The sequence below is a fragment of the Streptomyces aureus genome (genome assembly GCF_000725495.1).
Lineage (GTDB): Bacteria > Actinomycetota > Actinomycetes > Streptomycetales > Streptomycetaceae > Streptomyces > Streptomyces aureus_B.
In genome coordinates this window covers 47,540-69,651 of sequence record NZ_JNZD01000006.1, presented here as the reverse complement: position 1 = coordinate 69,651, position 22,112 = coordinate 47,540, and the positions used below count along the sequence as shown (strand labels likewise).

Here is a 22,112-nt window from a genome sequence, read left to right as displayed (position 1 = left end):
CGTGCCCTGCCGGAGCCGCCGGAAGGGGAGCTGCCGGAGCCGGTGCTGCCGGAAGCGGGGCCACCACCGTGGGCGCTGACGGGCTCGGCTCGGAGGCCGGTCCCGGTACGGGTTCCGGTCTTGGCGACGGGAACGGCTGCTGGTCCGCTCGTGGTTGGGGTTCCGGTGCGGGCCCGGGCGCGGGAGGGGCGGCCGGTCCGGGCGGGGGCGACGCCTGCGTCGGCGTCTGTGCCGGGACGTCCTCGGGCCGGTCCTGCATCCTGAGCTCCTTGATCATCGGGCGTTCGGTCAAGTGGGTGGAACAGGGTGCCGGCTCGGGAAAGGGGCCAACAGGCAGATTCTATGGGCAGGTTCGGCGGAAAGGGCTAGAGCAGCTGCTTTCGGACCAGATGGCTGAAGGCGAGCCATCCCGGGAGCACCGGGAGCCAGAAGGTGAGAAGCCGGTACAGCAGCACGGCGGAGAACGCGGCGGACGCCGGAAGTCCGGCCAGGGTCAGGGCGCTGGCGAGCGCCGTCTCGACACCGCCGATCCCGCCCGGGGTGGGGATGGCCGAGCCTGCGGCGCTGCCCACGAGGTAGGCGAAGGCCAGGGGCGCGAAGCCGATGGAGTGGCCGAACGCCCGTACCGAGGCGTCCAGACAGGCGATGTAGGCGAGGTTGAGCAGCAGGATGCCGCCGAACCCGGTGACCAGCTTGGCGGGTTGCTGCAACAGGTCGAGCAGGCGCGGCAGCACCCCCGAGAACAGGGCCCGTACCCGGGTGGTGACGAATCTGCGCAGCGGCGGGACGGCGGCGACCGCCAGGGCGAGGACGGTGGCGGCGAGCAGCCCGCCGATCACCGTGGTCGCGCTCGACGGGGAGAGCAGCGTCGTGTCCTGGGTGCCCGTCGCGTAGCCGAAGACGACGATGAGGAGCACATGGCCCACGCCGCCGGCCAGCTGCGAGGCGCCCACGCTAGCCACCGCGAACCCGGGCCTGACCTGGTTGCGCTGCAGGAAACGGGTGTTGAGCGCGATGCCGCCGACGGCGGCCGGGGCGAGGGCGAACGACGAGGCGAGCTGGGCCAGGACGGTCCGCCCGAAGGGGACCTTCTCGGGGACGAAGCCGAGCAGAGTCATCGCCGCCGCCACGTAGGTCAGGGCGGAGAAGGCCAGCGCGAGGACGGCCCAGGTCCAGTTCGCCTGCTCGATCAGGGCGTTGAGGTCGAGCGTGACCAGCTGGGAGAGCAGATAGCTGGCGACGGCGACCCCGCCGACGAGTGTGACCAGGGTGCGCGGTCTGATCCGCTCCAGCCGGGCCGGGGCGACGGGTGCCTCCGGGCGCATGAGGAGGACCTGGCGGCGGATGAGCGCCAGAGGGTCGTCTTCCGGGGTGTGCTCTGAGGTGCCGCTGTCCAGGGTGTCGGCGTCCTGGGCCTTGGCCTGTGTGGGGATAGTGTCCCGGGTCTTGCCGTGCGGGGTGCCGGCGTCCGGGGGGCTGCCGTGTTCGGTGTCGCCGTCCGCGCGGTCGGTGTGTGTGGTGCGGCCGTCCGGTGTGTCGGTGTGCGCGGTATCGCCGTCCGCGGGGTCGTCCCCTGTGCCGCCGGGGCTCGACGTGACGGCGTGCTGGGAGTCGTCCTTCGGAGTGCCGACGGCCTGCGCAGCCGCCTGGCGCTCGCGTTCCGCGCGTTCCCCGGCGAGCCGGCGCAGTGTCGTACGGGTGGAGCGGCTGAGCGCGATCGGCTGGAGCATCGGCAGGCTCCCCGCGACGGCGTCCGGCCCCAGCACCCGTGTCGCCGAGGCGACCGCCCGCTCGGGGCCCACCCGCAGCGCGAGCGTCGTCAGCAGTTGCGCCGTGTCCATCCGCAGCAGGATGTCCCCGGCCGCGATCTCTCCGCGGCCCAGCCCGGTGAGGAGGACCCCGCCCGAGCCGTCCACCAGCAGCGAGTCCCCGGTCAGCCGCCGGTGGGCGATACGGCGTGCGTGCAGGAGGCGCACCTGGTCCCAGACCCCGTCGAGGACCGCGTCGCCGACCTCCTCGTCGGTCAGCAGGTCCAGGGGCCGCGCCTCGGCGTGCTCGTGGACGAGCATCACCGCGTCGGGGCCGAGCTCGAAGCCGCCGATCAGCCTCGGCGTGCGCGCCCCCGCCGCGACGGCCGCGTACGCCAGCAGTGTCTCCTGCTCCAGTCTCTGGCGCAGCGACTGGAGACTGCCGCGCTCGCTGATCGGGCGCATCAGCACCTGGCGCCAGGCCTGGTGCATGAAGGCGTGTGCCTGCTGTTCCCGGTCGACGACCGTGACGTCGAGCGGCGCCCCGTCCTCGCGGGTCACACGGTAGCGACGGCCTCGGCCCGCGGGGGAGGAGGCTGGATCCTCCAGTTGCCGGGCGGCGATAGGCGTGAAAGCGGCCCGCCGCAGCGCGGCCAGGAGCGTGAGGGTGGTGGGCCGCACGTTCGGCGTGCCGACGGCGTACAGCGTGCCGCAGCCCACGCTCCAGCCGATCAGCAGCGTGAGTACGACGGAGGACAGCGTGGTGTACCCGCCGGCCAGCGTCGTGAAGGCGTTCAGGACGAGCACGGTCCACAGCGTCGCCCGCCAGCGAGGACGGCGCGCCGTGCCCACCGCCGTCATGAAGGCGACGACCGGAGCGACATAGCCGTGCACGGGGTCCGTGACACCGCCGCCGGGCGCGACCCGGGTGAGCGCGTCATGGACGGCGAAGGGCGCGTACCGCGTCACCCACAAGCCGGTGCCGAGCGCGGCGCCGTGCGCGAGGACGGCCGCCAGGACGCCGTCGGCCACCCGCGCACCGTCCCGGCGCAGGAGCCGCTCGAGGGCGAACAGGACCGGGACGAGGAGCACGGCCAGGTTGGCGGGGGAGCCGAGGAAGTCGATCAGATGGCGGGAGGTGTGGGCGGTGGTGCTGCGCGAGACGTCGTGCTCGACACCGGAGGTGGTGGCGTGCGCGCCCCAGGCCACGACCAGGAGCAGGGCGATGCCGAGCACTCCGGTCAGCAGACGCAGCAGGTCCGCCGCCCTTCGGCAACGCGCCGGGAGAAACGGCTCGTTGGCCCCGGAATACCCGGCACGACGTACCTCGGCACCTGGCCCCTCGGTACGAGACCCGTCGCCGCGGTGCGCCTCGGCATGATGCGCCTCGGTCGGTTTCACGTCCGGTACGTTCAACGCTCTTGCCTCAACGGTTCGGTGCCTTCTTCTTCCGTACGGTTTTGTCTCGCCCAAACCGCCCCCAACTGCCCGGGGTACCCTACCTGTCCCACATGAGGACACCCGGTCCGGCACGACCGGCACCAACTCCCGTGTGCGGCTCTTCACGTCCGCCCTGGGCGGTCGCCGGCCGCAGGGTGGTCGCGCGGTCGCGTCAGTCCGTACCCGCCGCCGACCCCGACAACTCGCCGATGCCCCGCAGTCGTTCGGCCGCGTCCGTGCCGTCGGCCGGGGTGAACACCACCAGGATCTGATGCGCAGTGCCGGCGCTGAGGAACTGCGCGTACAGCTCGAGCACGCCGGTCGGTCCGACGACCCGCTTGCGCTGCGTGAAGCGCGCCGACACCTCGTGCGCGGCCCACAGTTCCTCGAACTCGGGGCTCTCCCGCAGCAATTGCGCGACCAGGTCCCGGGCCGCCGCGTCGGACCGGCGCACCAGGGTCGCCCGCAGATCGGCCACGCGGGCACGGGTCTCCTGGTCCCGGGTCTCCTCCGTGAACACCTCGCGTGCGGCGGGATCCGTGAACCAGCGGTAGTACGTACTGCGGCTCGCGCCCGTGTACCGCGACGCGTCCGAGAACAGGGCGACGGACAGCCGGTTCTGCGCGAGCGTCTCGCCGAGATCGGTCATGATGTGCGCCGGTACGGCGGTGAGCTGCTCCAGGACGCGGAGCAACGCGGGCTCGGGCTCCAGGACTTGGGAGGGAGCGGGCTGCACGGGATGGTCCGCCAGCCGGTGGAGATGGGCCCGCTGCGGTTCGGTCATCTCCAGCGCCGTCGCGAGAGACGCGACTACCTGAGCCGAGGGCCTGCTGGTGCGGTTCTGCTCCAGCCGTGTGTAGTAGTCCAGCGAGATGCCGGCGCGTTCGGCGACCTCCTCGCGACGGAGCCCCGCCACCCTGCGCAAACCCCCGACGGCGTCGGCCGGTTGGACCGCCGCACGCCTCATGCGCAGAAACTGCGCCAACTGATCTCCGTCCACATCTGCCACCCTGCCACGATTCCTGCCAGGGAGAACCTCTCCCCGGGAGAGACCCGGCCTGCCACAGGGCCCCCTGCCGGGCACATGATCGATCCATGCTCGACGAAACCCGCACCCAGGCATCCCACCAGCACGAGACCACGGCCCCCGGCGCCCATGCTCCCGGAAGCGAGACCTCCACGGCCCCCGGCGCCCTCGCCCCCAGGAGCGAGACCTCCACATCCGGCGCCGGCCGCGAAGGGAGCGAGACGTCCAAGTCCCAGGCCGGCCGCGCCGTGCGCGAGACCTCCACGACCGACGCTCACGCCGCACGACGCGAGACCATCGTCACGGACACCCGTCCCACCGGGTGGGACGAGACCACCACCCCCGACTCCCACCCCGCCTGGAACGAGGCCGATGTTCCCGGTGCCCGTCTCGCCTGGACCCGGACGGGCAGTGGACCGGCCGCCGTCTGGGCCCACCCCCTGTGCAGCAGCAGCCTGACCCCGGAGTCGTTCGGCGCCTTCGACTGGAGCCCCGTGGCCGCCGCGGGCCGGCAGCTGGTCCGCTACGACGCCCGTGGCCACGGCCGCTCCACCGGACAGCCCGTCCCGGACGACTTCCGCTTCCCCCGGCTCGCCCGCGACCTGCTCACTCTCCTCGACGTGGTCTCCCCGGACGCGCCGGTCGCCGGCATCGGACTCTCCCTGGGTACCGCCACCCTGCTCCACGCCGCGGTCATGGCCCCGCACCGCTTCGACCGCCTCGTGCTCACGGCACCTCCCACGGCCTGGGAGAGCCGACCCCAGCAGGCCGCCGCCTACGAGCAGTTGGCCGATCTGGTGGAGGAACACGGGGCCGGGGTCATCGACACCGCCCTTGCCGCGGCCCCCGTACCGGATCCCTACCGGGGTGCGCCGGGCTTCCCGTTCCCCATCGAGGCCGACGCGGACCTGCTCCCCGCGATCCTGCGCGGCGCCGCCGCGTCCGACCTGCCGGCCAAGGAGGCGCTGGCCGGGCTGCGGATGCCGGTCCTGATCCTGCCCTGGACGGGCGACCCGGGCCACCCGCTGTCGACCGCCGAGACACTGGCCTCGGTGATCCCCGGCGCACGGATGAAGACCGCCCATCACATGGACGACCTGCGCGCCTGGGGCGCCGACGCCGCACAGTTCCTACGTCCATGACCCGGGCCGGCCGCTCGGCATCAGACCGTTGCCGCCCGATGCCCGCCATCCGGAGCGAACCGCCGCCGGTCCTCCGGGGCCGGACCAACGGCGACCGGCCGCCCGTGCGAATCGGGGGGCAGCGTGGGCCTTGAACAGCGCGGAGGGCTCGGCCGCCGGGAGAACGGGGGCTCTCCGCGCGGTGCTCCTCCCGGGTCGCTCACCCGGCGTGCGTCCGCGGACCGGTCCGACCCGCCTCGTCAGCGCGAAATGCGTGCCTCGATGCCGTCGAGCAGGCACTCCAGGCCGATCCGGAAGGTTTCGTCGGCGTCCAGATGGGCCGCGTCGCGTACCACGGTGGACAGCGCGGGAAACCGGCCGGTGGCGAACTGCCGCCGCAGATAGGGCCCGAGCTCGGCCTGCCAGCGCTTCTCGTCCATCCCGGTGGCCCGCTCGGCGCGCTGCCCGGCGATCTCCCGACGCACCGCGCCGATCACGTAGGCGTTGACCGCCCCGACCGCCGGCATCACGGCGTCCAGGCCGACGCCGTCGAGCGCGGCGACCACACTCTCCCCGCAGGCCAGCGCATGCGGCCCGAGCTGGGGGCGGCCGCCGAGGAGGTCGGCGAACCATTCGTGTTCGTGGACGGTGTGCCGGGTGGATTCGGCCAGGGACCGCAGGACCTCCCGCCAGGTGTCCCCGGTCGGTCTGATCTCGGCGTAGGCGGCGTCGACCATGAGGTCGAGCAGCTCGTCCTTGCTGTCGATGTAGCTGTACAGGCGCATCGGACGGACGTCCAGCTCGGTGGCGACCTTGCGCAGGGACACCGCGTCCAGGCCGTCCGCGTCGGCCAGCCGGATCGCCGCCCGCACGATCCGTTCCCGGCTCAGCGGGACCGGAGCCGGTCTCTCCTGCGGCTCCGGTCTCTCCCACACCAACATGGCGCCACAGTACCTCGCATCGAGGCGATACAGTGTATCGACTCATACGGTGTATCGAAGGGGGCCTCATGACCATCGCCATCGTCGGAGCCGGGCTCGGCGGCCTGGCCCTGGCCCGGGTGCTGCACGTGAACGGCATGGACTGCGTCGTCTACGAACGTGAGACCTCACGCGACGCACGCGGTCAGGGCGGCATGCTCGACATCCACTCCGGCCAACGCGCCCTGCGCGAGGCCCGGCTGATCGACCGGTTCCACACCATCGCCCGCGGCGAGGGCCAGGACATGCGCCTTCTCGAACCGGACGGAACCCTGCTGCTCCAGGAGGACACGCCCGACGACGCCCCGCTCCTACGGCCCGAGGTCGACCGTGCAGACCTGCGCGCCCTTCTGCTGGACTCCCTCCCGGAAGGCGTTGTGCGCTGGGGACACGCCTTCACCTCCGCCGAGGAGGGCCGGCTGCACTTCGCCGACGGCACCAGCGCCCCGTACGACCTGCTGGTCGGCGCGGACGGCGCACAGTCCCGGGTCCGCCCGCTGCTCACCGACGCCCGCCCCGCGCACATCGGGCACAACGTCGTCGAGATCGGCATCCCCGACATCGACCGCACGTACCCCGACCTCGCCGCGATGGTCGGCCGGGGCACCTACTGGGTGCTGGGCGACGGCATCTCCCTCGCGGCCCAGCGCAACGGCGACGGCCGCGTCCGTATAGGCCTCGGCCTCTACAACACTCCCGAGGACTGGTTCGCCACGAGCCGGATCCCCCTCGACGACCCGGCCGCCGCCCGGGCACGGCTGATCGAGCTGCTCCCGGGCTGGGACGCACGCTTCCACGCGCTGATCGCGGCCTGCGACGACATGGTCGTGCCGCGGGCGATCACCACCCTCCCGGTCGGCCTGAACTGGCCCTCGGCACCGGACGTCACGCTGATCGGCGACGCCGCGCACCTGATGCCGCCGGTGGGGGAGGGCGCCAACATGGCCCTGCTGGACGGAGCCCAGCTCGCTCTCGCCCTGGCGGCGCATCCGGGCGACGTCCCGGCCGCCGTCAAGGCGTACGAACGCGAGATGTTCGAACGCGCCGGTGCCGCCGCCCGGATGTCCGCGAGGATGCACGACCTGCTGACATCACCGGGTGCGGCTCGCAAGGTGCTCGCGTTCTTCCAGCCGGGCTGAGCGCATTCCGAACGCGGTCCCGCATGCGGCCGGGCCGCCGCCGCGGGGAGGCCCGGACTGTGTGAGCCGCCCGGGCTGTGAGGTGGGCGTGCCGCTGCCGATACCTGGCCGCAGCGCCTCTGGCTGCACCGGAGCGCTGCCCGGCGTCGGACCACGTGCCCCCACACTGCCGTTCGCCCGGCCCTCCCGCATCCCCGAACCCCCGCTAGGGCGCCCGGAGTTCCTGCTCCGCGACCACCGGCGGCAGCGGCTCGCGCGCCGCGTGCCAGGAGGCGGGCAGCGCGGCGACCCCCGTGCGGGCGGCGATCACCCCGCCCGCGATGGCGCAGGTGGTGTCGATGTCGCCGCGACCGCCGACCGTGGACCACAGGCCCTCGTGCAGGTCGTCGAGGTGCCCCGCCGCGCACCACAGGGCGTACGGGACGGTGTCGGGCCCCGACATCCGGTACCCGGAGCCCAGTACCTCGGCCGCGTGCCGGACCGAGGTGTGTTCCGGCATCCGGGCCGCGATGCGTACCCCCGACCGGACGTCGCTGTCGGGGAGTTGTGCCGCGACCGCGTGCAGGAATTCCGGCCGGTCCGGGGCGGGCCCGCCCCGGCTGCGGGTGGCCAGCGCCGTCGCGAGGGCGACCGCCACGGCCCCGGCGACGGCCTCCGGGTGGTGGTGCGAGACGGTGCTCTGGCGCGCGGCCTGCTCGGCGACCGCGTCGAGGTCGGCGGCGTGCCAGGCGCCGAGCGGGGCGGCCCGCATGGCCGCGCCGTTGCCCCAGGAGCCTTGGCCCCCGAACTGCCCGGAGACCACCTCTCGCCAGTCCTCGCCCGCACCGATCCGCCGGAGCACGTCGTGCATCGAGGCCCCGTAACCGCGGTGCGTGTCCTCGGCGTAGGCGGCGGCGAGGCGCAGCGCGAGACGGTCCTGGTCGACGATGCCGCCGCCCTCGGCGAGTTCGCGCACCAGCACGAGAGCCTGGGCGGTGTCGTCGGTCCACTGCCACAGCGGCTCCGGGGGCAGCACCCGCGCCTCGAGGGCCGCCGGCCCTTCCCGGCGCAGGATGCCGAACCAACGGTCACCGAAGGCGTCGCCGAACGCGAGCCCGTACAACGAATCCAGCACGGCGGGGGGCAAGGTGATCATCAGCGCAGTATGTCAACCGGGGCGGCACCACCGCGCCCGGAATTACGGGGAGTTGAGGACAGGCGTACTGCACAGCGGCTGTCACATCCGCGAGCCCGCCGGTGTCTTCATGCCGAACCGCTCGACCAGGTGGGTCGAGCGGACAAGCGGACCGGCTCAGCCGACCGAACCGGCCAACCAGCCTTTGAAGAAGACGAAGGAGACACCATGACCCCGCGCATCCCCAAGGCCGAACTCCCCATGCAGCTGAAGGAGGCCCTGGCCCAGCAGCTCGGCGCCGTGCCCGAGCCCGTCGAGGTCGCGTTCAACCAGCCTGCCGTCGCGACCGCCAGCCTTGAGTTCTCGGCCAAGGCCGCGGCGTGGGACGCGGTCGACGAGGGACTCAAGACGTTCGCGCACATGGCGGTGGCGGCGCAGGTCGGCTGCGGCTGGTGCCTGGACGTCAACTACTTCGCCGCCCTGAACCAGGACCTCGACCTGGACAAGGCGAGCCAGGTCCCCGACTGGCGCGCCAGCGACGTGTTCACCCCGCTGGAGCGCGAGGTGATGGAGTACTCCGAGGCCATGACCAACACGCCGCCCACCGTCTCCGACGAGCTGTCGGGGAGCCTGCTCCGGCAGCTCGGCCCCGCCGGCCTGGTCGAACTCACCGTGTTCGTCGGGATCGCCAACCTGTCGACCCGGGTCAACACGGCCCACGGGATCACCTCCCAGGGCTACTCCGAGGCCTGCCGGATCCCGCTGGCCGAACGGCCCCGGACCGCGAGCGCCGCCTGACGCCATGACTGCCGTGAATGATGCCGCCATGACCGCCGCGAATCATGACCCCATGACCGATTACCCCGTGACCGATGACCCGTTCGTCATCCACCGCAGACTGCTGTTCACCGTCGCCTACGAGATGCTGGGCTCCGCGGCGGACGCCGAGGATGTCTTACAGGAGACCTGGCTGCGCTGGGCCGGCATCGACCGCTCCCAGGTCCGCGAGCCGCGCGCGTACCTCGTACGGGCCGTCACCCGGCAGTCCCTCAACAGGCTGCGCACCCTCGCACGCAGCCGCGAGGACTACGTCGGGCAGTGGCTCCCGGAACCGCTGCTGACCACCCCGGACGTGGCCGAGGACGTCCAGCTCGCGGAGAGCGTCTCGATCGCGATGCTGACCGTGCTCGAGACGCTCGCGCCCACCGAACGGGCCGTGTTCGTGCTCCGCGAGGTCTTCGACCTGCCGTATACGGAGATAGCCGAGGCCGTCGGGAAATCGTCGTCCGCGGTGCGGCAGATCGCCCGGCGGGCCCGCGAACACGTCAGCGCCCGCCGCCCGCGGATGCGGGTGAGCCGCTCGGAACAGCAGGCGGTGGTGGAACGGTTCCTGGCCGCGCTGCGCACGGGCAGGCTCCAGGACCTGCTGGACGTCATGGCCCCCGACGTGGTCCTGATCGCCGACGGGGGAGGGCTGGTGTCCGCCGCCCTGGTGCCGATCGACGGGGCGGCCGAGGTGGCGCCGGTGCTCGCCCGGGTGCGGCAGGTGGTCGCCTCGCTCGGGACGGCGGTCGTCTCCCTCAACGGCGAGCCCGGGGTCAGGGTCGACTTCGACGGGGAGCCGGCCGCGATCAGCCTGGAGGTGGCGGACGGCCGCGTGGCCCGCATCTACGTGGTCCGCAACCCGCAGAAGCTGACACGCCTGGAGGAGCCGGCCGAACTGGCCAGATGACGACGGCCACGCCCCCGGACAGCCCAGGCAGCCGCCACTCGCCTGTCCGCCAGTAGGTCGGCCGACACGTTCGTCGTCCAGCCGCCAGGGGATGCCGTACGAGGTCCTGCCCAGCACGCGGATGCCGGGCAGGACCTCTGAACCGGGCCTCGCCCCCCCCGCGGCCCGAGCGGGATACGGGCGGCGAACAGGTCCGTCGGACACTTCTCTCGGACATCCGGTTCGGCCGACTGGCCACCGGTGTCACGACCCCCGGATCAGCTTCTTGATCTCGGGCAACGTGGTGCCGGAGCTCACGTCGACGAAGATGACGTCGTCCCCGGCGTCCTTCAACGCGATGGCGACGCCGGGATCGACTCCCTTGATCGCGTAGGCCGTCGCCGGCGTCGCCCGCTTGGAGTCGTCGCCATGACCGGGAGTGTCGTCGCAGGCGGGAACCGTGGCGGCACCGAGTCTCGCGCCCAGGACGAATCCCTTGGCTTCCGATCCCAGGTACGTTCGGCCCGCGTACTCCACCCGGTACGTACACGATGCGGCGGAGCCGCCGCCGTCACCGCCCGTGGAGGCGGTGCAGCCGACGGCCGTCGTGACCAGGACCGCCACCGACAGCACCTTCACGGCCCCCGCCACGCCGAACAGGTTCACGCCCTTCATCGATCCGCCTCCTCGTGGAACGTTCGCCCGCTGACGTCCTTCAGCCCGAAAGGCGTCCGGTCTCATGAGTACGACGCCGCGGAGGCTGTGCGCGTTCGGTCAGCCGGCGGCTGCCTGTCACTGAACGGTCGCCGTGCGGGCCGCCGGGGGCGCCGGCCGCGCGGAGAACGTTCTTCGGCGCAGGGCACGGGCAAAATGCAGAACCGCGTCCCAGATGGTCAGCCGGCGGTGGGAGGTACAGCGACCGGGTGCCTATGGCCGCCTCGCAGCTCGTACGGCAGGCCAGAGCGCGCCACGCCGCCCCGGCCCCATTGCGTGGATGCAGGCCGTCAGGTCCCCGAACTGCGCTTACGACCGGGCCAATCCGGATCGTCCTCGGCGCCCGGCAGATCCCGATGCCCCTCGTGCCAGGGATTCGTCCACCCGCACGCCCCGCACGAATAGCGCCCGTTCACTCCGGAGATCTCGGTCCCGCACCCGCGGCAGCCCGTCGTCGTGATCTCCTGCGTGTCCAGGAACGCCGCAGCCGCCGCGGCGGTCGCGGCCGAATCGGCAACGGGGCGCTGGGCACGCTGCGAACGTCTCACGCTCCAACCCTACCGGCGCCCCTGGGAGCGGCCGCAAGGATCCGGGCCCCTCGGGATGGCCACCGGGCGGGGCCACGACCGACCAGGGTCCAGCCACCGACCACCGCAAAATGCGGCCGCGAGCCAGCCGACACCGCGCCGGGACTGCCGACACCGCCGGGGCCGCGGCGCACGGTGCAGCACGCGCACGCGCTCAGGAGGGCCCGCCGCCCGCCGAACCACCATCGGGCAGGAGCTGGACCAGGCCCACCCACGTGTGCCTGTCCGCCTGGGCGTGCACGGCACGGACCCTCCAGCGGCCGGCCGGCAGCGGGACCGGCGCCTGGTCGGGCAACCTGCCCCAGTGATCCCTGATGTTCAGGGCGGCGCCCGCCTCGGCGGCGCTGATGAGCACGGCCGGACCATCCACCACCCAGGTCCCGCATTCCTCCCACGGCGTGTCCGGGGCGGCGAGCACACCCAGCGCCCCGGCCTTGATCGCGGCGTCCGAGGAGGCGGCGAGCCACCGCAGGAAGACCCGCTGCTCGGGCAGATAGCAACTCACGGCGGGCTCGTCGCCCAACACCAGCGCCTGCGCGCCGTGCGTGCCGACGGCAATCACACCGGCCAGACCCGCCACGGCACAGGCCCGGTCGCAGTCGTCGTAGACGATGTCGACCTCGCTGAGCGTGCAGCCCCGCCACGCGGCCAGCGCGGAGACCGGGACGACGACCAGAGGCCCGCCCTCCGACTCCACCCAGGAAAGAGGGGAAGCGGGGGACACGCCTGTCACGGCAGAGACAGAGTCACTCACGCCGTCAGTGTGCCGCCGCCCACTGACAACGGGCTTTCCCGATGCACTGGACCCCCGTGGACCCGTTTTCGGACGGAGGGTCGTCGTGCGAAGATTCCCCGCCAGGATCTGACCGACCGGGCCGACCTGGCCGACAAAGTGATGGCCAGGCGTCGGCGCCCCAGGAAGAGCACATGCGTACCAACAAGATCATCGCCGCCCGGACGGCCACCTTCGCCGTGGGAGCCATTCTCGCCACCGGATGCGGCGTGGGCAACGGACCCGCCGACCCGGTTGTGGCCACCGCCCCCGCCCGTTCCGCTGCCTCGGGACCCTTCGACCAGAACGCCGTTCGAAGCGAACTGCAGGCGGCCGTCACGGCAGCCGGACTGTCGGGCGGTGAGGTGAAGACGGGGTACGAGGAGTCTCGGAAGCCGCACGCCCCCGCAGGCACGGCGAAGGCACGTAAGGCTGCCGCTCTGGCCACCAAGCTCGCCCCCTGCGTCGTCACCTGGTGGCCCACCGGGAAGGAGCACCACTCCCCGCACTCCACCGATCCGGCCGCCGGACGTCGGCAACTGAAGGCCGTGCTGGCAAGCCTGGCGGCGCGGGGCTGGAAAGTGAGCACGCCGCCGAAGGAAGGACCGTTGGGGGACAACGGCACCTATCTCATGGTTTCGTACAAGAAGAAGGGCTGGCTTCTCTACGCGCGGAACTACACGGCACCCGTACTCGACCAGGTGACGCTCATGGCAACAGAGTTGGCCTGCTTCGCCCGGCTCACCGACGAGGAGCAGGCTCTCATCGACAGCGATGCCCCGTAAGCAGCGCCGTGCGGGCTCGGATACCCAAGCGCGCAGGTCGGGATCACGCTGGACGGCGGCGGGAGCGTCTCGCCCTCCGCGGTCGGTGTCCCGGAAACGGTGACTGGGTTTACGCCGTCCCCACGCCCTCCGTGGTCATCGACAGCAGCACCAAGGCATCGTGCTCAGGCGTGCCCGGCGAGGCCTGGTAGACCAGCAGGCGCTGGCCGTCGCCCGTCGTGCCGAGTACCTCGTTGGCGAGGGTGACCACGCCGATCACCGGGTGCCGGAACGCGGTTTCGCCGCCGCGTTTGACCCACACCTCGTGGCGGCGCCACAGAGCGGCGAACTCGGCGCTGGATGACGACAGTTCATCCACCAGGGCGGCGGCCCGCTCAGGCGCGGTCAGCTCGGCGGTGTGCAGGTGCGCGACGCAGTTGCGGGCCACCCGGTCCCAGTCGGTGAAGAGGGCCCGCGCGGCCGGGTGTAGGAAGGTGTACCGGACCGTGTTGCGCGCCGCGGGCGGCCAGTCGCCGAGCCCGGGCATCAGCGCCAGGCCCTCCGGGTTCGCCGCGAGTACGTCGTTGACCTCGTCGACCACGTACGCGGGGCTCGGCCGGACCGACTCGAGGAGCAGCCGCAGACCGGGGCCGGCCGGTCGTGGGTCGGAAGGCCGGCGCCGTGGCGTGCGCCCGGCGGTCTGGTCGGCGAGCCCGAGGAGGTGGGCGTGCTCGTCGTCGGTGAGCCGCAGGGCCCGGGCCAGCGCGCCCAGGACCGCGTCGCTGGGCGTGCTCTCGCGCCCCTGCTCGATGCGGATGTAGTAGTCCACGCTCACCCCGGCGAGCGCGGCCAGCTCCTCGCGGCGCAGTCCGGGCGTGCGCCGGATGCCCGGCCCGGTGGGCAGCCCGACGTCGGCCGGGCCGATGCGCCCGCGCCGGATCCGGAGGAACTCGGCCATCGCGTTCATGGAGCCGAGTCTGCCATCGGAGGCCCCCCTTCTGGGTGGCCGTGATGCACCCAGGAACACTGCGGCCTCCCCGAGCCCCGCCCGGCGGTGCAGCCTCGGACCATGACTCACACGATCATCATCGGCGGCGGCTCCGGCATGGGTCTCGCCCTGGCCCGCACACTGCTGGCCCAGGGCGGGGACGTGACGATCGCCGGCCGGTCCGAGGACCGGCTCGCGACGGCCGCAAAGGAACTGGAGCGACACGGACACGGGAAGGTCGGCACGGTCACTGCCGACATGGGACGCGAGGAGGACGTGGCCGAACTCTTCGACCGGGTGGGGACGGTGGAGCACGTGGCGGTCACCGCGGCCGACGCGACCGGCGTCTACGGCCCGACCACCGACGTCGACACCGCGACCGCGCGTGCCGTCCTCGACACCAAGCTGCTCGGCGCCTGGCTGATCGCCAAGCACGGCGCCGGACGGATCACCGGCTCGATCACCTACACCTCGGGCATCAACGCATACCGGCCGAACGGCTCCAACACCATCATGGCCGCGGCCAACGGCGCGCTCGCGTCACTGGCGTACGGGCTGGCGCTCGAACTGGCGCCGGTCCGCGTGAACGTCGTCTCCCCGGGCTGGGTGGACACCCCCATCTGGGACCAGCTCGGCATGGACAAGCAGGCTGCCTTCGCCGACCTGGCCAAACGCCTTCCGGCCCGCCGCGTCGGCACCCCCGACGACATCGCCCAGGCCTTCGTCTCGCTCATGGGCAACGGATTCATCACCGGAACCGTGCTGCACGTCGACGGAGGGCACCGGGTCACCTGATCCGGGGGCCGAGGCTGCCGCCCGCAGGCCGGGGACGGGGACGGGTGCTAGGGGTCGAATGGCGTGGTCCTTCAGCCGAACATGCCTGCGTAGGGGGCCGGTTCGCCGGTTATCGGGTCCAGGCCCGCGTGGAACCGGCGTTCTTGCTCCTCGTGGTGGACGAAGGTGCCCACGCGTCCCCAGAGCGAGAGGTCGCTGAGGGGGCATTCGTCGAACTCGGCGGACGGCACCATGGGGCTTGTATGACTATTTGTGCTGAATGAGAAATGAATTTGCATTCCTTAAGAGTCCGGTGTTCTGCGCCGTTTTGATCCGTCCTGGGCGTGAGGATCAATGCATGCCCGGCCGAACGGTCCGGGCCGTGTCGGGGCATCAGCTCCGCTGCGTACGGAAAGGTCTGAACATGATCAACGGGTTGAAGAGGGCCGCGGCCCTGGGGGCGGCGACAGTGGCCCTGGCCGCGGGCGCGGTCGTCGGAACGGTCGGAACCGCGTCGGCCGCCCCGCAGGACCACCACCGGCCTTCGGCGGATCGGCACCACTGTGTGAAGGTGCCGGGGCACTGGGCGCGGGAGTGGCAGCCTGCCTACCGGGACCGGCACCACCACTGGCACCCCGGCCACTGGACCCGCGTCTGGCGCCCCGCCCACAAGGAGTGCCACCGCTGACCTTGTGACTGACGCCGACCTCCGCCCGTAGGGGGCGGCGGCGAGTCGAACCCGAACCGGTCCCGGTACGCCCGTAAGAAGGCATACCGGGGCCGGTTCGCCTTGTCGCACCCGGGCTTCGGGCCACACGTGCCGAATGGGTACGGCGTTCCCGGAAGAAGCGAACGGTACCTGCGGCGGCGAGATCCCGGGGCCACGACAGGCAACCCCGAACAGGCGCCCGCCGCATTGGTGCTGCGCCCCCCGAACTCGACTCCCCTTCTGCGTCACCCCCCTCGGAGGGCCGGTCCGTCCCCCACCCTCGAGCACGTCGTCTTCGCGGCACGTCAGTTCCGGCCGGCGGACACCACGTTGGCCAGCGGCGCCCCGGCGGCGTAGCGGGCCAGTTGGGAACGCACCAGCGCCAGGGCGCGCGGCCGGAAGGCCGACGTGGTCGCGGCCACGTGCGGGCTGATCAGCGTGTTCGGCGCCGTCCAGAGGGGGTGGTCCGGTGGGAGCGGCTCCGGGTCGGTGACGTCGAGACCCGCCCATAGACGTCCGGCACGCAGTTCCGGGAGCAGCGCTTCGGTGTCCACCACGGCGCCACGGCCCACGTTCACCAGGACGGCTCCGTCCCTCAGCCCGGCCAGGAATCCGGCGTCGACCAGACGTCTGGTCCCCTCGGTCAGGGGCAGGGTCAGCACCACGGCGTCGGCTCGCGGCAGCAGGGACGGCAGTTCCCCCAGGGCGTGCACCGGTCCGTGCGGCGCGGTCCGGGCCGTGCGGGCCACCCGCAGCACTTCGCACTCGAACGGCACCAGCCGGGCTTCGACGGCGGCTCCGATCGCTCCGTAGCCGAGGACCAGGACGGTGCGGTCGGCGAGCGCCGGGCGGAAGGCCGGGGACCACTGCCGCGCCTCCTGCGCCCGGACGAGCTCCGGGATTCTGCGCAGCACCGCCAGCAGCAGCGTCACGGCGTGCTCGGCCGTACTCGTGTCGTGCAGCCCGCGGGCATTGCAGAGGGTGACGCTCTCGGGCACGTGCGGCAGCAGATCCTCCACCCCCGCGCTCTGCGACTGCACCACCCTCAGCGCGGGCAGCCGGCTCAGCACCGGCACCGCCGAGGCGGTGTGGGTGTACGGGACGACGAAGAACTCGACACTCCGCAGCGCACCGGCGGTGGGTGCCGGGTCGCGGCCGTTCCAGACGACGGCGCGCCAGTCCGCGGGCAGGCCGCCCAGCTCCGACGGCGTGTACGGCAGCAACGCCCGCGCTGTTGTCGCATTGCCGGCCAAGACCGTCATATGCGGACCTCCCTGTCCGACCGATCCGCGTAGCGCCCCGCCTCGCCCCGTCCGGCGTTCGTGCCATCCAGGGACGGCCGGGGAGCACTCATATGTTCCCGCGGATGACGTGGGTCGGCATGCGCGGCAATGCGCAGGAGGTCCTCGTCCGGCGTGCGCAGGTGGGCGGCGGCTGTGCCTGCCCCCGGCGCACGCGGCCCTCGGCAGCTGACAGGCCTGGCGTGTCGCTCTTGCACGAGGACGCGAGGTCCCCTTCGACCCGCTTCGGCCGCCGGAGTGACATCGGTGGCCGAAGCGGGTCCGGCCCCGCGCGTCGGTCGGGGTGTCCGCCGCCGGTGCATTTTGCTGGCCACCGAATTGTGATGTGCCGACCCCAGGCCGCCCCCGCCCCGCCGCCCGGCGAGGTCGGATGCGGGCGGGAAGCTAGCGAGGAGGACCGTGATGGCAGGAACTGCCGACGAGAGCGGCACGCCGTTGGTCGCACGGCTTCTGCGAGGGCAGAAGGCCCTGGTGACCGGCGCCAACTCGGGGATCGGCAAGGCGACCGCGGTCGCTCTGGGCCGGGCGGGGGCGGACGTCGTGGTCAACTACGTCGTCGGAGCCGATGAGGCCGAGAAGGTCGTCGAGGAGATCAAGGGCTTCGGGGTCAACGCCTACGCCCACGAGGCCGACGTTTCGGACGAGGCCCAGGTCGTCGAGATGGTTGCCCGGATTGTGCGGGAGTTCGGGACCATCGACATCATGGTGGCCAACGCCGGGCTCCAGCGGGACTCCTCGCTCGTGGATATGACGCTGGCCCAGTGGCAGAAGGTCATCGACGTCAACCTGACCGGGCAGTTCCTGTGCGCGCGGGAGGCCGTCAAGGAGTTCATGCGGCGCGGTGTCGTCCCGGAGGTGTCCCGTGCGGCGGGCAAGATCGTCTGCATGAGCTCGGTCCACCAGATCGTCCCGTGGTCGGGTCACGTGAACTACGCCTCTTCCAAGGGTGGTGTCGGCATGATGATGCAGACCCTGGCCCAGGAGCTCGCCCCGCACCACATCCGGGTGAACGCGGTCGCGCCGGGCGCCATCCGCACCCCGATCAACACGTCCGCCTGGGACACTCCCGAGGCCGAGGCCGAGCTCCTCAAGCTCATCCCATACCGCCGGGTCGGCGATCCCGAGGACATCGCCGACGCCGTGGTCGCGATCACCTCGGACCTGCTCGACTACGTGGTGGGCACGACCTTGTACGTCGACGGCGGGATGACCCTCTTCCCCGGCTTCGCCACCGGCGGCTGAGGCCTCGTGGAAGACCATGTGACGCCCCGCCGGGTGGTGATCATCGGGGGCGGTTTCGCGGGGCTGTTCGCGGCGCGGGCCCTGCGCCGGTCGCCGGTCGCGGTGACGTTGATCGACCGCCGGGCGCATCACCTCTTCCAGCCGCTGTTGTATCAGTGCGCGGCCGGGATCCTGTCGGAGGGCCAGATCGCCCAACCGTTGCGCGCGGTCCTGCGCCGCCACACGAATGTGCGCTGCCTGCTCGCCGATGCCACCGAAGTGGATGTGCAGGGACGCGCCGTGCACGCGCGGCGGCCCGAGGGCGGCAGCCTCGTCGTTCCCTACGACGACCTGATCGTCGCGGGCGGTATGCGCCAGTCGTACTTCGGGCACGACGAGTTCGCGGCCCACGCGCCGGGCATGAAGACGCTGGAGGACGCGCTGGAGATCCGCCGCCGGATCTACCACGCCTTCGAGATGGCCGAGTCCGCCACCGACGCGCGGGACCGGCGGCACTGGCTCACCTTCGCCCTGGTCGGCGGCGGGCCGACCGGGGTGGAACTGGCCGGCCAGATCCGGGAGATCGCCGGTCACACCCTCGACCGGGAGTTCCGGACCATCGATCCCCTCCAGGCCCGGGTACTGCTCTTCGAAGGGTCCGACAAGGTGCTGGCGCCGTTCGGTGACCGTCTGGCCGGCCGGGCGGCCCGCGCCCTGGAGGATCTCGGGGTGGAACTCCATCTGGGCACGCGGGTCACCGGCCTCGACGGGCAGGGACTGACGGTTCAGGAGCGGGACGGCACGATCACCCGGCACCCCGCGCGCACCGTGCTGTGGACGGCCGGGGTGGAGGCCCCGCCCATCGCCGCCGCCCTGGCGCGGGCCACGGGCGCGGAGCAGGACCGCGCGGGCCGGATCGCCGTGCAACCCGATCTGACCCTCCCCGGCCATCCGGAGATCCGCGTGGTCGGCGACATGATGGCTCTGGACCAGCTGCCCGGGCTGGCCGAGGTCGCGATGCAGTCGGGTGCGTACGCGGGCCGGGCCGTGCGCCACACGGTGGAGGGCCGGACGAAGACGCCGAAGCCCTTCAAGTACATGGACCTGGGCAGCGCGGCCTACATCTCGCGCGGACGGGCCGTCCTCAAGGCCGGGCCCCTGCACCTGTCGGGTGTCACCGGCTGGCTCGCGTGGCTGTTCATCCACATCGCCTTCCTGACCGGATTCCGCAGCAGACTGGGCGCGGTGCTGAGCTGGTCCGTCGTCTTCGCCTCCGGCGCACGGCGGGAGCGGGCCTTCACCCTGCCCGACACCGGCTCTCGGACGGCCGGGCAGCCGGCGGCCACGGTGCCGCCGCGTGGACCCTGATACCTGGCAGACGCCCTCGTCGCCGCCATCGTCTTGTCCCTGCGTTCCCCGCCGAGGCGGGTGAGGATCACCGAGGCACCCTATGCTCAGCACAGCAGTGCACCTGGCCGCCGACACACCGGCCCAGCTCCTGCCCTCCCGTGAGTTGATGGCCTTCACCCTGGCCTCGCACATCCTGCTCGTCCCCTTCGGGGTGGCCCTGCCGTTGATCACGCTGGTCATGCACTACCGGGGCCTGCGCCGCGGCGATCAGGTGGCGATGAAACTCGCCCGCCGCTGGTCGGCGGTGATGGCGGTGCAGTTCGCCATCGGCGTGGTCACGGGCACCGTGCTGTCCTTCGAGTTCGGCCTGCTGTGGCCGGGCATGATGGGCCGCTGGGGCGATGTGTTCGGCCTGGGTTTCGGCGTGGAGGCGTGGGCGTTCTTCCTCGAAGCGATCATGATCGCCATCTATCTCTACGGGTGGCGCCGCCTGAAGCCGTGGCCCCACTTCTGGCTCGCCGTGCCGCTGCCGCTCACCGCCATGATGGGGGCGTTCGGCATCATCGCCGCCAACTCGTGGATGAACACCCCGCAAGGGTTCAGCCTCGACTCCCAGGGCAATCCGACCGACGTCGACGTCCGCAAGGCCGTCTTCACACCCATCTTCGGCACCGAGTACTGGCACTTCGTGGTGGCGATGTTCCTGACGGCCGGTTACGTGGTCGCGGGCGTGTACGCGGTCGGCTGGCTCCGGGGTCGACGCGACCGCTACCACAAGCTGGGCTTCATGGTGCCGTTCACCATCGCCGCGATCCTGACGCCGATCCAGTTCTTCCTCGGCGACTCCGCCGCCCGTTCGGTCTTCCACAAGCAACCGGTCAAGTTCGCGGCCATGGAGATCGTGTGGAAGACCGACACGCACGTGCCCGAATACCTCTTCGGCCGGCTCCACTCCGACGGGTCCATCTCCGGCGGCATCAAGATCCCCCAACTGGACTCGATCCTGGCCGGGTTCAAACCCGACACCAAGGTGACCGGACTGACCTCGGTACCGGCGGAGAACCGGCCGACCGCCGCCGAGGCGACGCTCGTGCACTTCTGCTTCGACCTGATGGCGACCATCGGCAGCGTGCTGGTCCTGCTGGCGCTGTGGTACGCGTGGCTGTGGTGGCGCCGACGGGACATGCCCGAGAACCGCTGGTTCCTCCGCTGCGCCTCGCTGGCGGGCGTGGCCTGCCTGGTGACCGTCGAGTGTGGCTGGATCGCCACGGAGGTCGGCCGCCAGCCCTGGATCGTCTACAACCACATGCGCGTGTCCGAAGCCGTCACCCAGACCGGCGCCGGAGGCCTCTGGGCCATGCTCGCGGTCGTCGTCGTCGTGTACATCGCCGTCATCGGGTCCTTCCTCGGAATCCTGCTCAAGATGCGCACGCGTTGGCGTGTGGCCGACGAGGCCGACGCCGCGTCGGCCACCGCTCTCGAACCCGAAGCCGACACCCCGTACGGGCCCAGGCACGCGGCCGATGCCGCGACCGCCGCGGCCCCGTCCGGTGGCGGCCCGGAATCCGGATCGTCCAAGGGGTCCTCGGGAGGAGGCCGATGATGGCGGACGTCATCGCCTGGGTGCTGGTCGTGGTGATCGCCGCCTACGCGTGCGGAGGCGGCACCGACTACGGAGCGGGTTTCTGGGATCTGCTGGCGGGCGGTGCCGATCGGGGCAAGCGGCCGCGCTGGCTGATCGACCACGCCATGGCGCCGGTGTGGGAGGTCAACAACGTCTGGCTGATCTTCGTGCTCGTCCTGATGTGGACCGGCTTCCCGACGATGTTCCAGGCCGTGTTCACCGCTCTGTGGCTGCCGTTGGTCCTCGCGGCCGTCGGGACGGTGCTGCGCGGTGCCGGGTTCGCCCTGCGCAAGCCGAGCAGGCGCCTGGCCCGGCGGCGCGTCTACGGGGCGGTGTTCGCCGTTGCCTCGCTCCTCACCCCCTTCTTCCTCGGTTCCGTCCTCGGCGGCGTCGCCTCGGGCCGCGTGCAGGTGGGCACACCCCCCACCGCGCACGTCTGGGCCAACCCGACGTCAATCCTCGCGGGCCTGCTGGCCATCGCGGCCACCGCGTTCCTCGGCGCCGTCTTCCTGGTCGCGGACGCCCGCCGGTTCGGCGCGGACGACCTCATCGACTACTTCCGGCTGCGGGCCCTGCTGGCCTTCGGCGCGGTGGTGGTCCTGGCCGCGATCGCCCTGCCCGTCACCCACGACGACGCCTCCTACGTCTGGCACGGGATGACCCGGGGGCTGGGCCTGCTGATGGTGATCCTCGCGGCCTGCTCCGGTGTGCTGACTGTGGTACTGCTGCTGCGGCGCGCGCACCGGTGGTCTCGGCACACCGCAGTGGCCACGGTTGCCCTGGCCGTGATCGCCTGGGGCTTCGCCCAGCGTCCCTATCTCCTGCCCAGCACGTTGACGGTGGCCGACGGGGCCGGCGCCGCGCACACGCTGCGCTGGCTGGGCATCGTCACGATCATCGCGGTCGTGCTGGTCGGTCCGGGGCTGGTACTGGTCTACCGGCTCGACACAAAGGGGGAGTTGGAGCCGCTGACGGACTCCGACACCGGGGCCGCGGGGCTTCCCGGGGACAACGTGTGAGGAAGGCCG

20 protein-coding genes are annotated in these 22,112 nt (G+C 72.0%); 11 read left to right on the top strand and 9 right to left on the bottom strand.

Annotated elements, in window-relative coordinates:
* Positions 1 to 365: 365 nt before the first annotated feature.
* Together IO36_RS13065 and IO36_RS13060 are read right to left on the bottom strand one after the other, a co-directional pair.
* A complete protein-coding gene (locus tag IO36_RS13065) occupies positions 366 to 3,164 on the bottom strand; it encodes a lysylphosphatidylglycerol synthase domain-containing protein (RefSeq protein ID WP_078943160.1) in 2,799 nt (932 codons plus the stop codon).
* Between the two features lie 196 nt (positions 3,165 to 3,360).
* The gene (locus IO36_RS13060; RefSeq protein WP_425535526.1) at positions 3,361 to 4,311 is read right to left on the bottom strand and encodes a helix-turn-helix domain-containing protein; all 951 of its coding nucleotides are present in this window, start codon (positions 4,309 to 4,311) and stop codon (positions 3,361 to 3,363) included.
* Here IO36_RS13060 and IO36_RS13055 point away from each other — a divergent pair.
* Positions 4,284 to 5,357: an alpha/beta fold hydrolase gene (locus tag IO36_RS13055; protein WP_078943159.1), complete on the top strand. Its 1,074-nt coding sequence runs from the start codon at positions 4,284 to 4,286 to the stop codon at positions 5,355 to 5,357. The genes IO36_RS13060 and IO36_RS13055 overlap by 28 nt on opposite strands.
* Before the next feature lie 239 nt (positions 5,358 to 5,596).
* Here the strand turns inward: IO36_RS13055 and IO36_RS13050 are convergent, their stop codons facing one another.
* Complete coding sequence (locus tag IO36_RS13050) at positions 5,597 to 6,277, bottom strand: TetR/AcrR family transcriptional regulator (RefSeq protein WP_037619643.1); 681 nt, start codon at positions 6,275 to 6,277, stop codon at positions 5,597 to 5,599.
* A gap of 68 nt (positions 6,278 to 6,345) precedes the next feature.
* Here IO36_RS13050 and IO36_RS13045 point away from each other — a divergent pair, with 68 nt between their 5' ends.
* Positions 6,346 to 7,455, top strand: coding sequence for an FAD-dependent oxidoreductase (locus IO36_RS13045; protein ID WP_037619642.1), 1,110 nt, complete (start codon positions 6,346 to 6,348; stop codon positions 7,453 to 7,455).
* Between the two features lie 205 nt (positions 7,456 to 7,660).
* On the opposite strand, the gene IO36_RS13040 is transcribed toward IO36_RS13045, so the two are convergent.
* Positions 7,661 to 8,590 (bottom strand): ADP-ribosylglycohydrolase family protein, encoded by a 930-nt coding sequence (locus IO36_RS13040; RefSeq protein WP_037619641.1) that lies wholly within the window; start codon positions 8,588 to 8,590, stop codon positions 7,661 to 7,663.
* Between the two features lie 207 nt (positions 8,591 to 8,797).
* Here IO36_RS13040 and IO36_RS13035 point away from each other — a divergent pair, with 207 nt between their 5' ends.
* Entirely contained in the window at positions 8,798 to 9,367 is a 570-nt protein-coding gene (locus IO36_RS13035) for a carboxymuconolactone decarboxylase family protein (RefSeq protein ID WP_037619640.1), read from the top strand.
* Positions 9,368 to 9,434: 67 nt separating this feature from the next.
* Positions 9,435 to 10,301, top strand: coding sequence for an RNA polymerase sigma-70 factor (locus tag IO36_RS13030; RefSeq protein ID WP_037619903.1), 867 nt, complete (start codon positions 9,435 to 9,437; stop codon positions 10,299 to 10,301).
* Positions 10,302 to 10,544: 243 nt separating this feature from the next.
* Here the strand turns inward: IO36_RS13030 and IO36_RS13025 are convergent, their stop codons facing one another.
* Positions 10,545 to 10,955, bottom strand: a complete 411-nt coding sequence (locus IO36_RS13025) for a DUF6281 family protein (RefSeq protein WP_245173250.1) — start codon at positions 10,953 to 10,955, stop codon at positions 10,545 to 10,547.
* A gap of 780 nt (positions 10,956 to 11,735) precedes the next feature.
* On the bottom strand, positions 11,736 to 12,335 hold the full coding sequence (locus IO36_RS13020) for an Imm21 family immunity protein (protein ID WP_245173249.1): 600 nt from the start codon (positions 12,333 to 12,335) through the stop codon (positions 11,736 to 11,738).
* Positions 12,336 to 12,508: 173 nt separating this feature from the next.
* On the opposite strand from IO36_RS13020, the gene IO36_RS13015 reads away from it, so the two are divergent.
* Complete coding sequence (locus IO36_RS13015) at positions 12,509 to 13,138, top strand: hypothetical protein (protein WP_037619637.1); 630 nt, start codon at positions 12,509 to 12,511, stop codon at positions 13,136 to 13,138.
* A gap of 109 nt (positions 13,139 to 13,247) precedes the next feature.
* Here the strand turns inward: IO36_RS13015 and IO36_RS13010 are convergent, their stop codons facing one another.
* On the bottom strand, positions 13,248 to 14,084 hold the full coding sequence (locus tag IO36_RS13010) for an MmyB family transcriptional regulator (protein WP_037619634.1): 837 nt from the start codon (positions 14,082 to 14,084) through the stop codon (positions 13,248 to 13,250).
* A 102-nt stretch (positions 14,085 to 14,186) separates the two neighbouring features.
* On the opposite strand from IO36_RS13010, the gene IO36_RS13005 reads away from it, so the two are divergent.
* Positions 14,187 to 14,900, top strand: a complete 714-nt coding sequence (locus IO36_RS13005) for an SDR family oxidoreductase (RefSeq protein WP_037619633.1) — start codon at positions 14,187 to 14,189, stop codon at positions 14,898 to 14,900.
* 71 nt (positions 14,901 to 14,971) lie between these two features.
* Here IO36_RS13005 and IO36_RS46795 read toward each other — a convergent pair whose 3' ends face one another.
* On the bottom strand, positions 14,972 to 15,133 hold the full coding sequence (locus IO36_RS46795) for a hypothetical protein (RefSeq protein WP_158997322.1): 162 nt from the start codon (positions 15,131 to 15,133) through the stop codon (positions 14,972 to 14,974).
* Between the two features lie 170 nt (positions 15,134 to 15,303).
* On the opposite strand from IO36_RS46795, the gene IO36_RS45895 reads away from it, so the two are divergent.
* Positions 15,304 to 15,567, top strand: a complete 264-nt coding sequence (locus IO36_RS45895; protein ID WP_037619631.1) for a hypothetical protein — start codon at positions 15,304 to 15,306, stop codon at positions 15,565 to 15,567.
* Between the two features lie 326 nt (positions 15,568 to 15,893).
* Here IO36_RS45895 and IO36_RS12995 read toward each other — a convergent pair whose 3' ends face one another.
* A complete protein-coding gene (locus tag IO36_RS12995; RefSeq protein WP_051900371.1) occupies positions 15,894 to 16,850 on the bottom strand; it encodes a 2-hydroxyacid dehydrogenase in 957 nt (318 codons plus the stop codon).
* Between the two features lie 441 nt (positions 16,851 to 17,291).
* Here IO36_RS12995 and IO36_RS12990 point away from each other — a divergent pair, with 441 nt between their 5' ends.
* From IO36_RS12990 to IO36_RS12975, 4 genes are all read left to right on the top strand, one after another.
* The gene (locus IO36_RS12990; RefSeq protein WP_037619629.1) at positions 17,292 to 18,131 is read left to right on the top strand and encodes an SDR family oxidoreductase; all 840 of its coding nucleotides are present in this window, start codon (positions 17,292 to 17,294) and stop codon (positions 18,129 to 18,131) included.
* A gap of 6 nt (positions 18,132 to 18,137) precedes the next feature.
* Entirely contained in the window at positions 18,138 to 19,478 is a 1,341-nt protein-coding gene (locus tag IO36_RS12985) for an NAD(P)/FAD-dependent oxidoreductase (protein WP_037619627.1), read from the top strand.
* Between the two features lie 82 nt (positions 19,479 to 19,560).
* Positions 19,561 to 21,063 carry a cytochrome ubiquinol oxidase subunit I gene (locus tag IO36_RS12980; RefSeq protein WP_037619626.1) on the top strand — a complete coding sequence of 501 codons (1,503 nt, stop codon included), beginning with the start codon at positions 19,561 to 19,563 and terminating at the stop codon, positions 21,061 to 21,063.
* Positions 21,060 to 22,103, top strand: coding sequence for a cytochrome d ubiquinol oxidase subunit II (locus IO36_RS12975; protein WP_037619624.1), 1,044 nt, complete (start codon positions 21,060 to 21,062; stop codon positions 22,101 to 22,103). The genes IO36_RS12980 and IO36_RS12975 overlap by 4 nt, the downstream gene beginning before the upstream one ends.
* Positions 22,104 to 22,112: the final 9 nt, after the last annotated feature.

Excerpts from the sequence above, each read along its gene's own strand:
- IO36_RS13035 (WP_037619640.1), top strand. The coding sequence starts at position 8,798 with ATGACCCCGCGCATCCCCAAGGCCGAACTCCCCATGCAGCTGAAGGAG.
- IO36_RS12975 (WP_037619624.1), top strand. The coding sequence starts at position 21,060 with ATGATGGCGGACGTCATCGCCTGGGTGCTGGTCGTGGTGATCGCCGCC.
- IO36_RS12995 (WP_051900371.1), bottom strand. The coding sequence starts at position 16,850 with ATGACGGTCTTGGCCGGCAATGCGACAACAGCGCGGGCGTTGCTGCCG.
- IO36_RS13025 (WP_245173250.1), bottom strand. The coding sequence starts at position 10,955 with ATGAAGGGCGTGAACCTGTTCGGCGTGGCGGGGGCCGTGAAGGTGCTG.
- IO36_RS12990 (WP_037619629.1), top strand. The coding sequence starts at position 17,292 with ATGGCAGGAACTGCCGACGAGAGCGGCACGCCGTTGGTCGCACGGCTT.
- IO36_RS13040 (WP_037619641.1), bottom strand. The coding sequence starts at position 8,590 with ATGATCACCTTGCCCCCCGCCGTGCTGGATTCGTTGTACGGGCTCGCG.
- IO36_RS13045 (WP_037619642.1), top strand. The coding sequence starts at position 6,346 with ATGACCATCGCCATCGTCGGAGCCGGGCTCGGCGGCCTGGCCCTGGCC.
- IO36_RS13060 (WP_425535526.1), bottom strand. The coding sequence starts at position 4,311 with ATGCCTGGGTGCGGGTTTCGTCGAGCATGGATCGATCATGTGCCCGGC.
- IO36_RS13005 (WP_037619633.1), top strand. The coding sequence starts at position 14,187 with ATGACTCACACGATCATCATCGGCGGCGGCTCCGGCATGGGTCTCGCC.
- IO36_RS45895 (WP_037619631.1), top strand. The coding sequence starts at position 15,304 with ATGATCAACGGGTTGAAGAGGGCCGCGGCCCTGGGGGCGGCGACAGTG.
- IO36_RS13010 (WP_037619634.1), bottom strand. The coding sequence starts at position 14,084 with ATGAACGCGATGGCCGAGTTCCTCCGGATCCGGCGCGGGCGCATCGGC.
- IO36_RS12980 (WP_037619626.1), top strand. The coding sequence starts at position 19,561 with ATGCTCAGCACAGCAGTGCACCTGGCCGCCGACACACCGGCCCAGCTC.
- IO36_RS46795 (WP_158997322.1), bottom strand. The coding sequence starts at position 15,133 with ATGGTGCCGTCCGCCGAGTTCGACGAATGCCCCCTCAGCGACCTCTCG.
- IO36_RS13050 (WP_037619643.1), bottom strand. The coding sequence starts at position 6,277 with ATGTTGGTGTGGGAGAGACCGGAGCCGCAGGAGAGACCGGCTCCGGTC.
- IO36_RS13015 (WP_037619637.1), top strand. The coding sequence starts at position 12,509 with ATGCGTACCAACAAGATCATCGCCGCCCGGACGGCCACCTTCGCCGTG.
- IO36_RS13055 (WP_078943159.1), top strand. The coding sequence starts at position 4,284 with ATGCTCGACGAAACCCGCACCCAGGCATCCCACCAGCACGAGACCACG.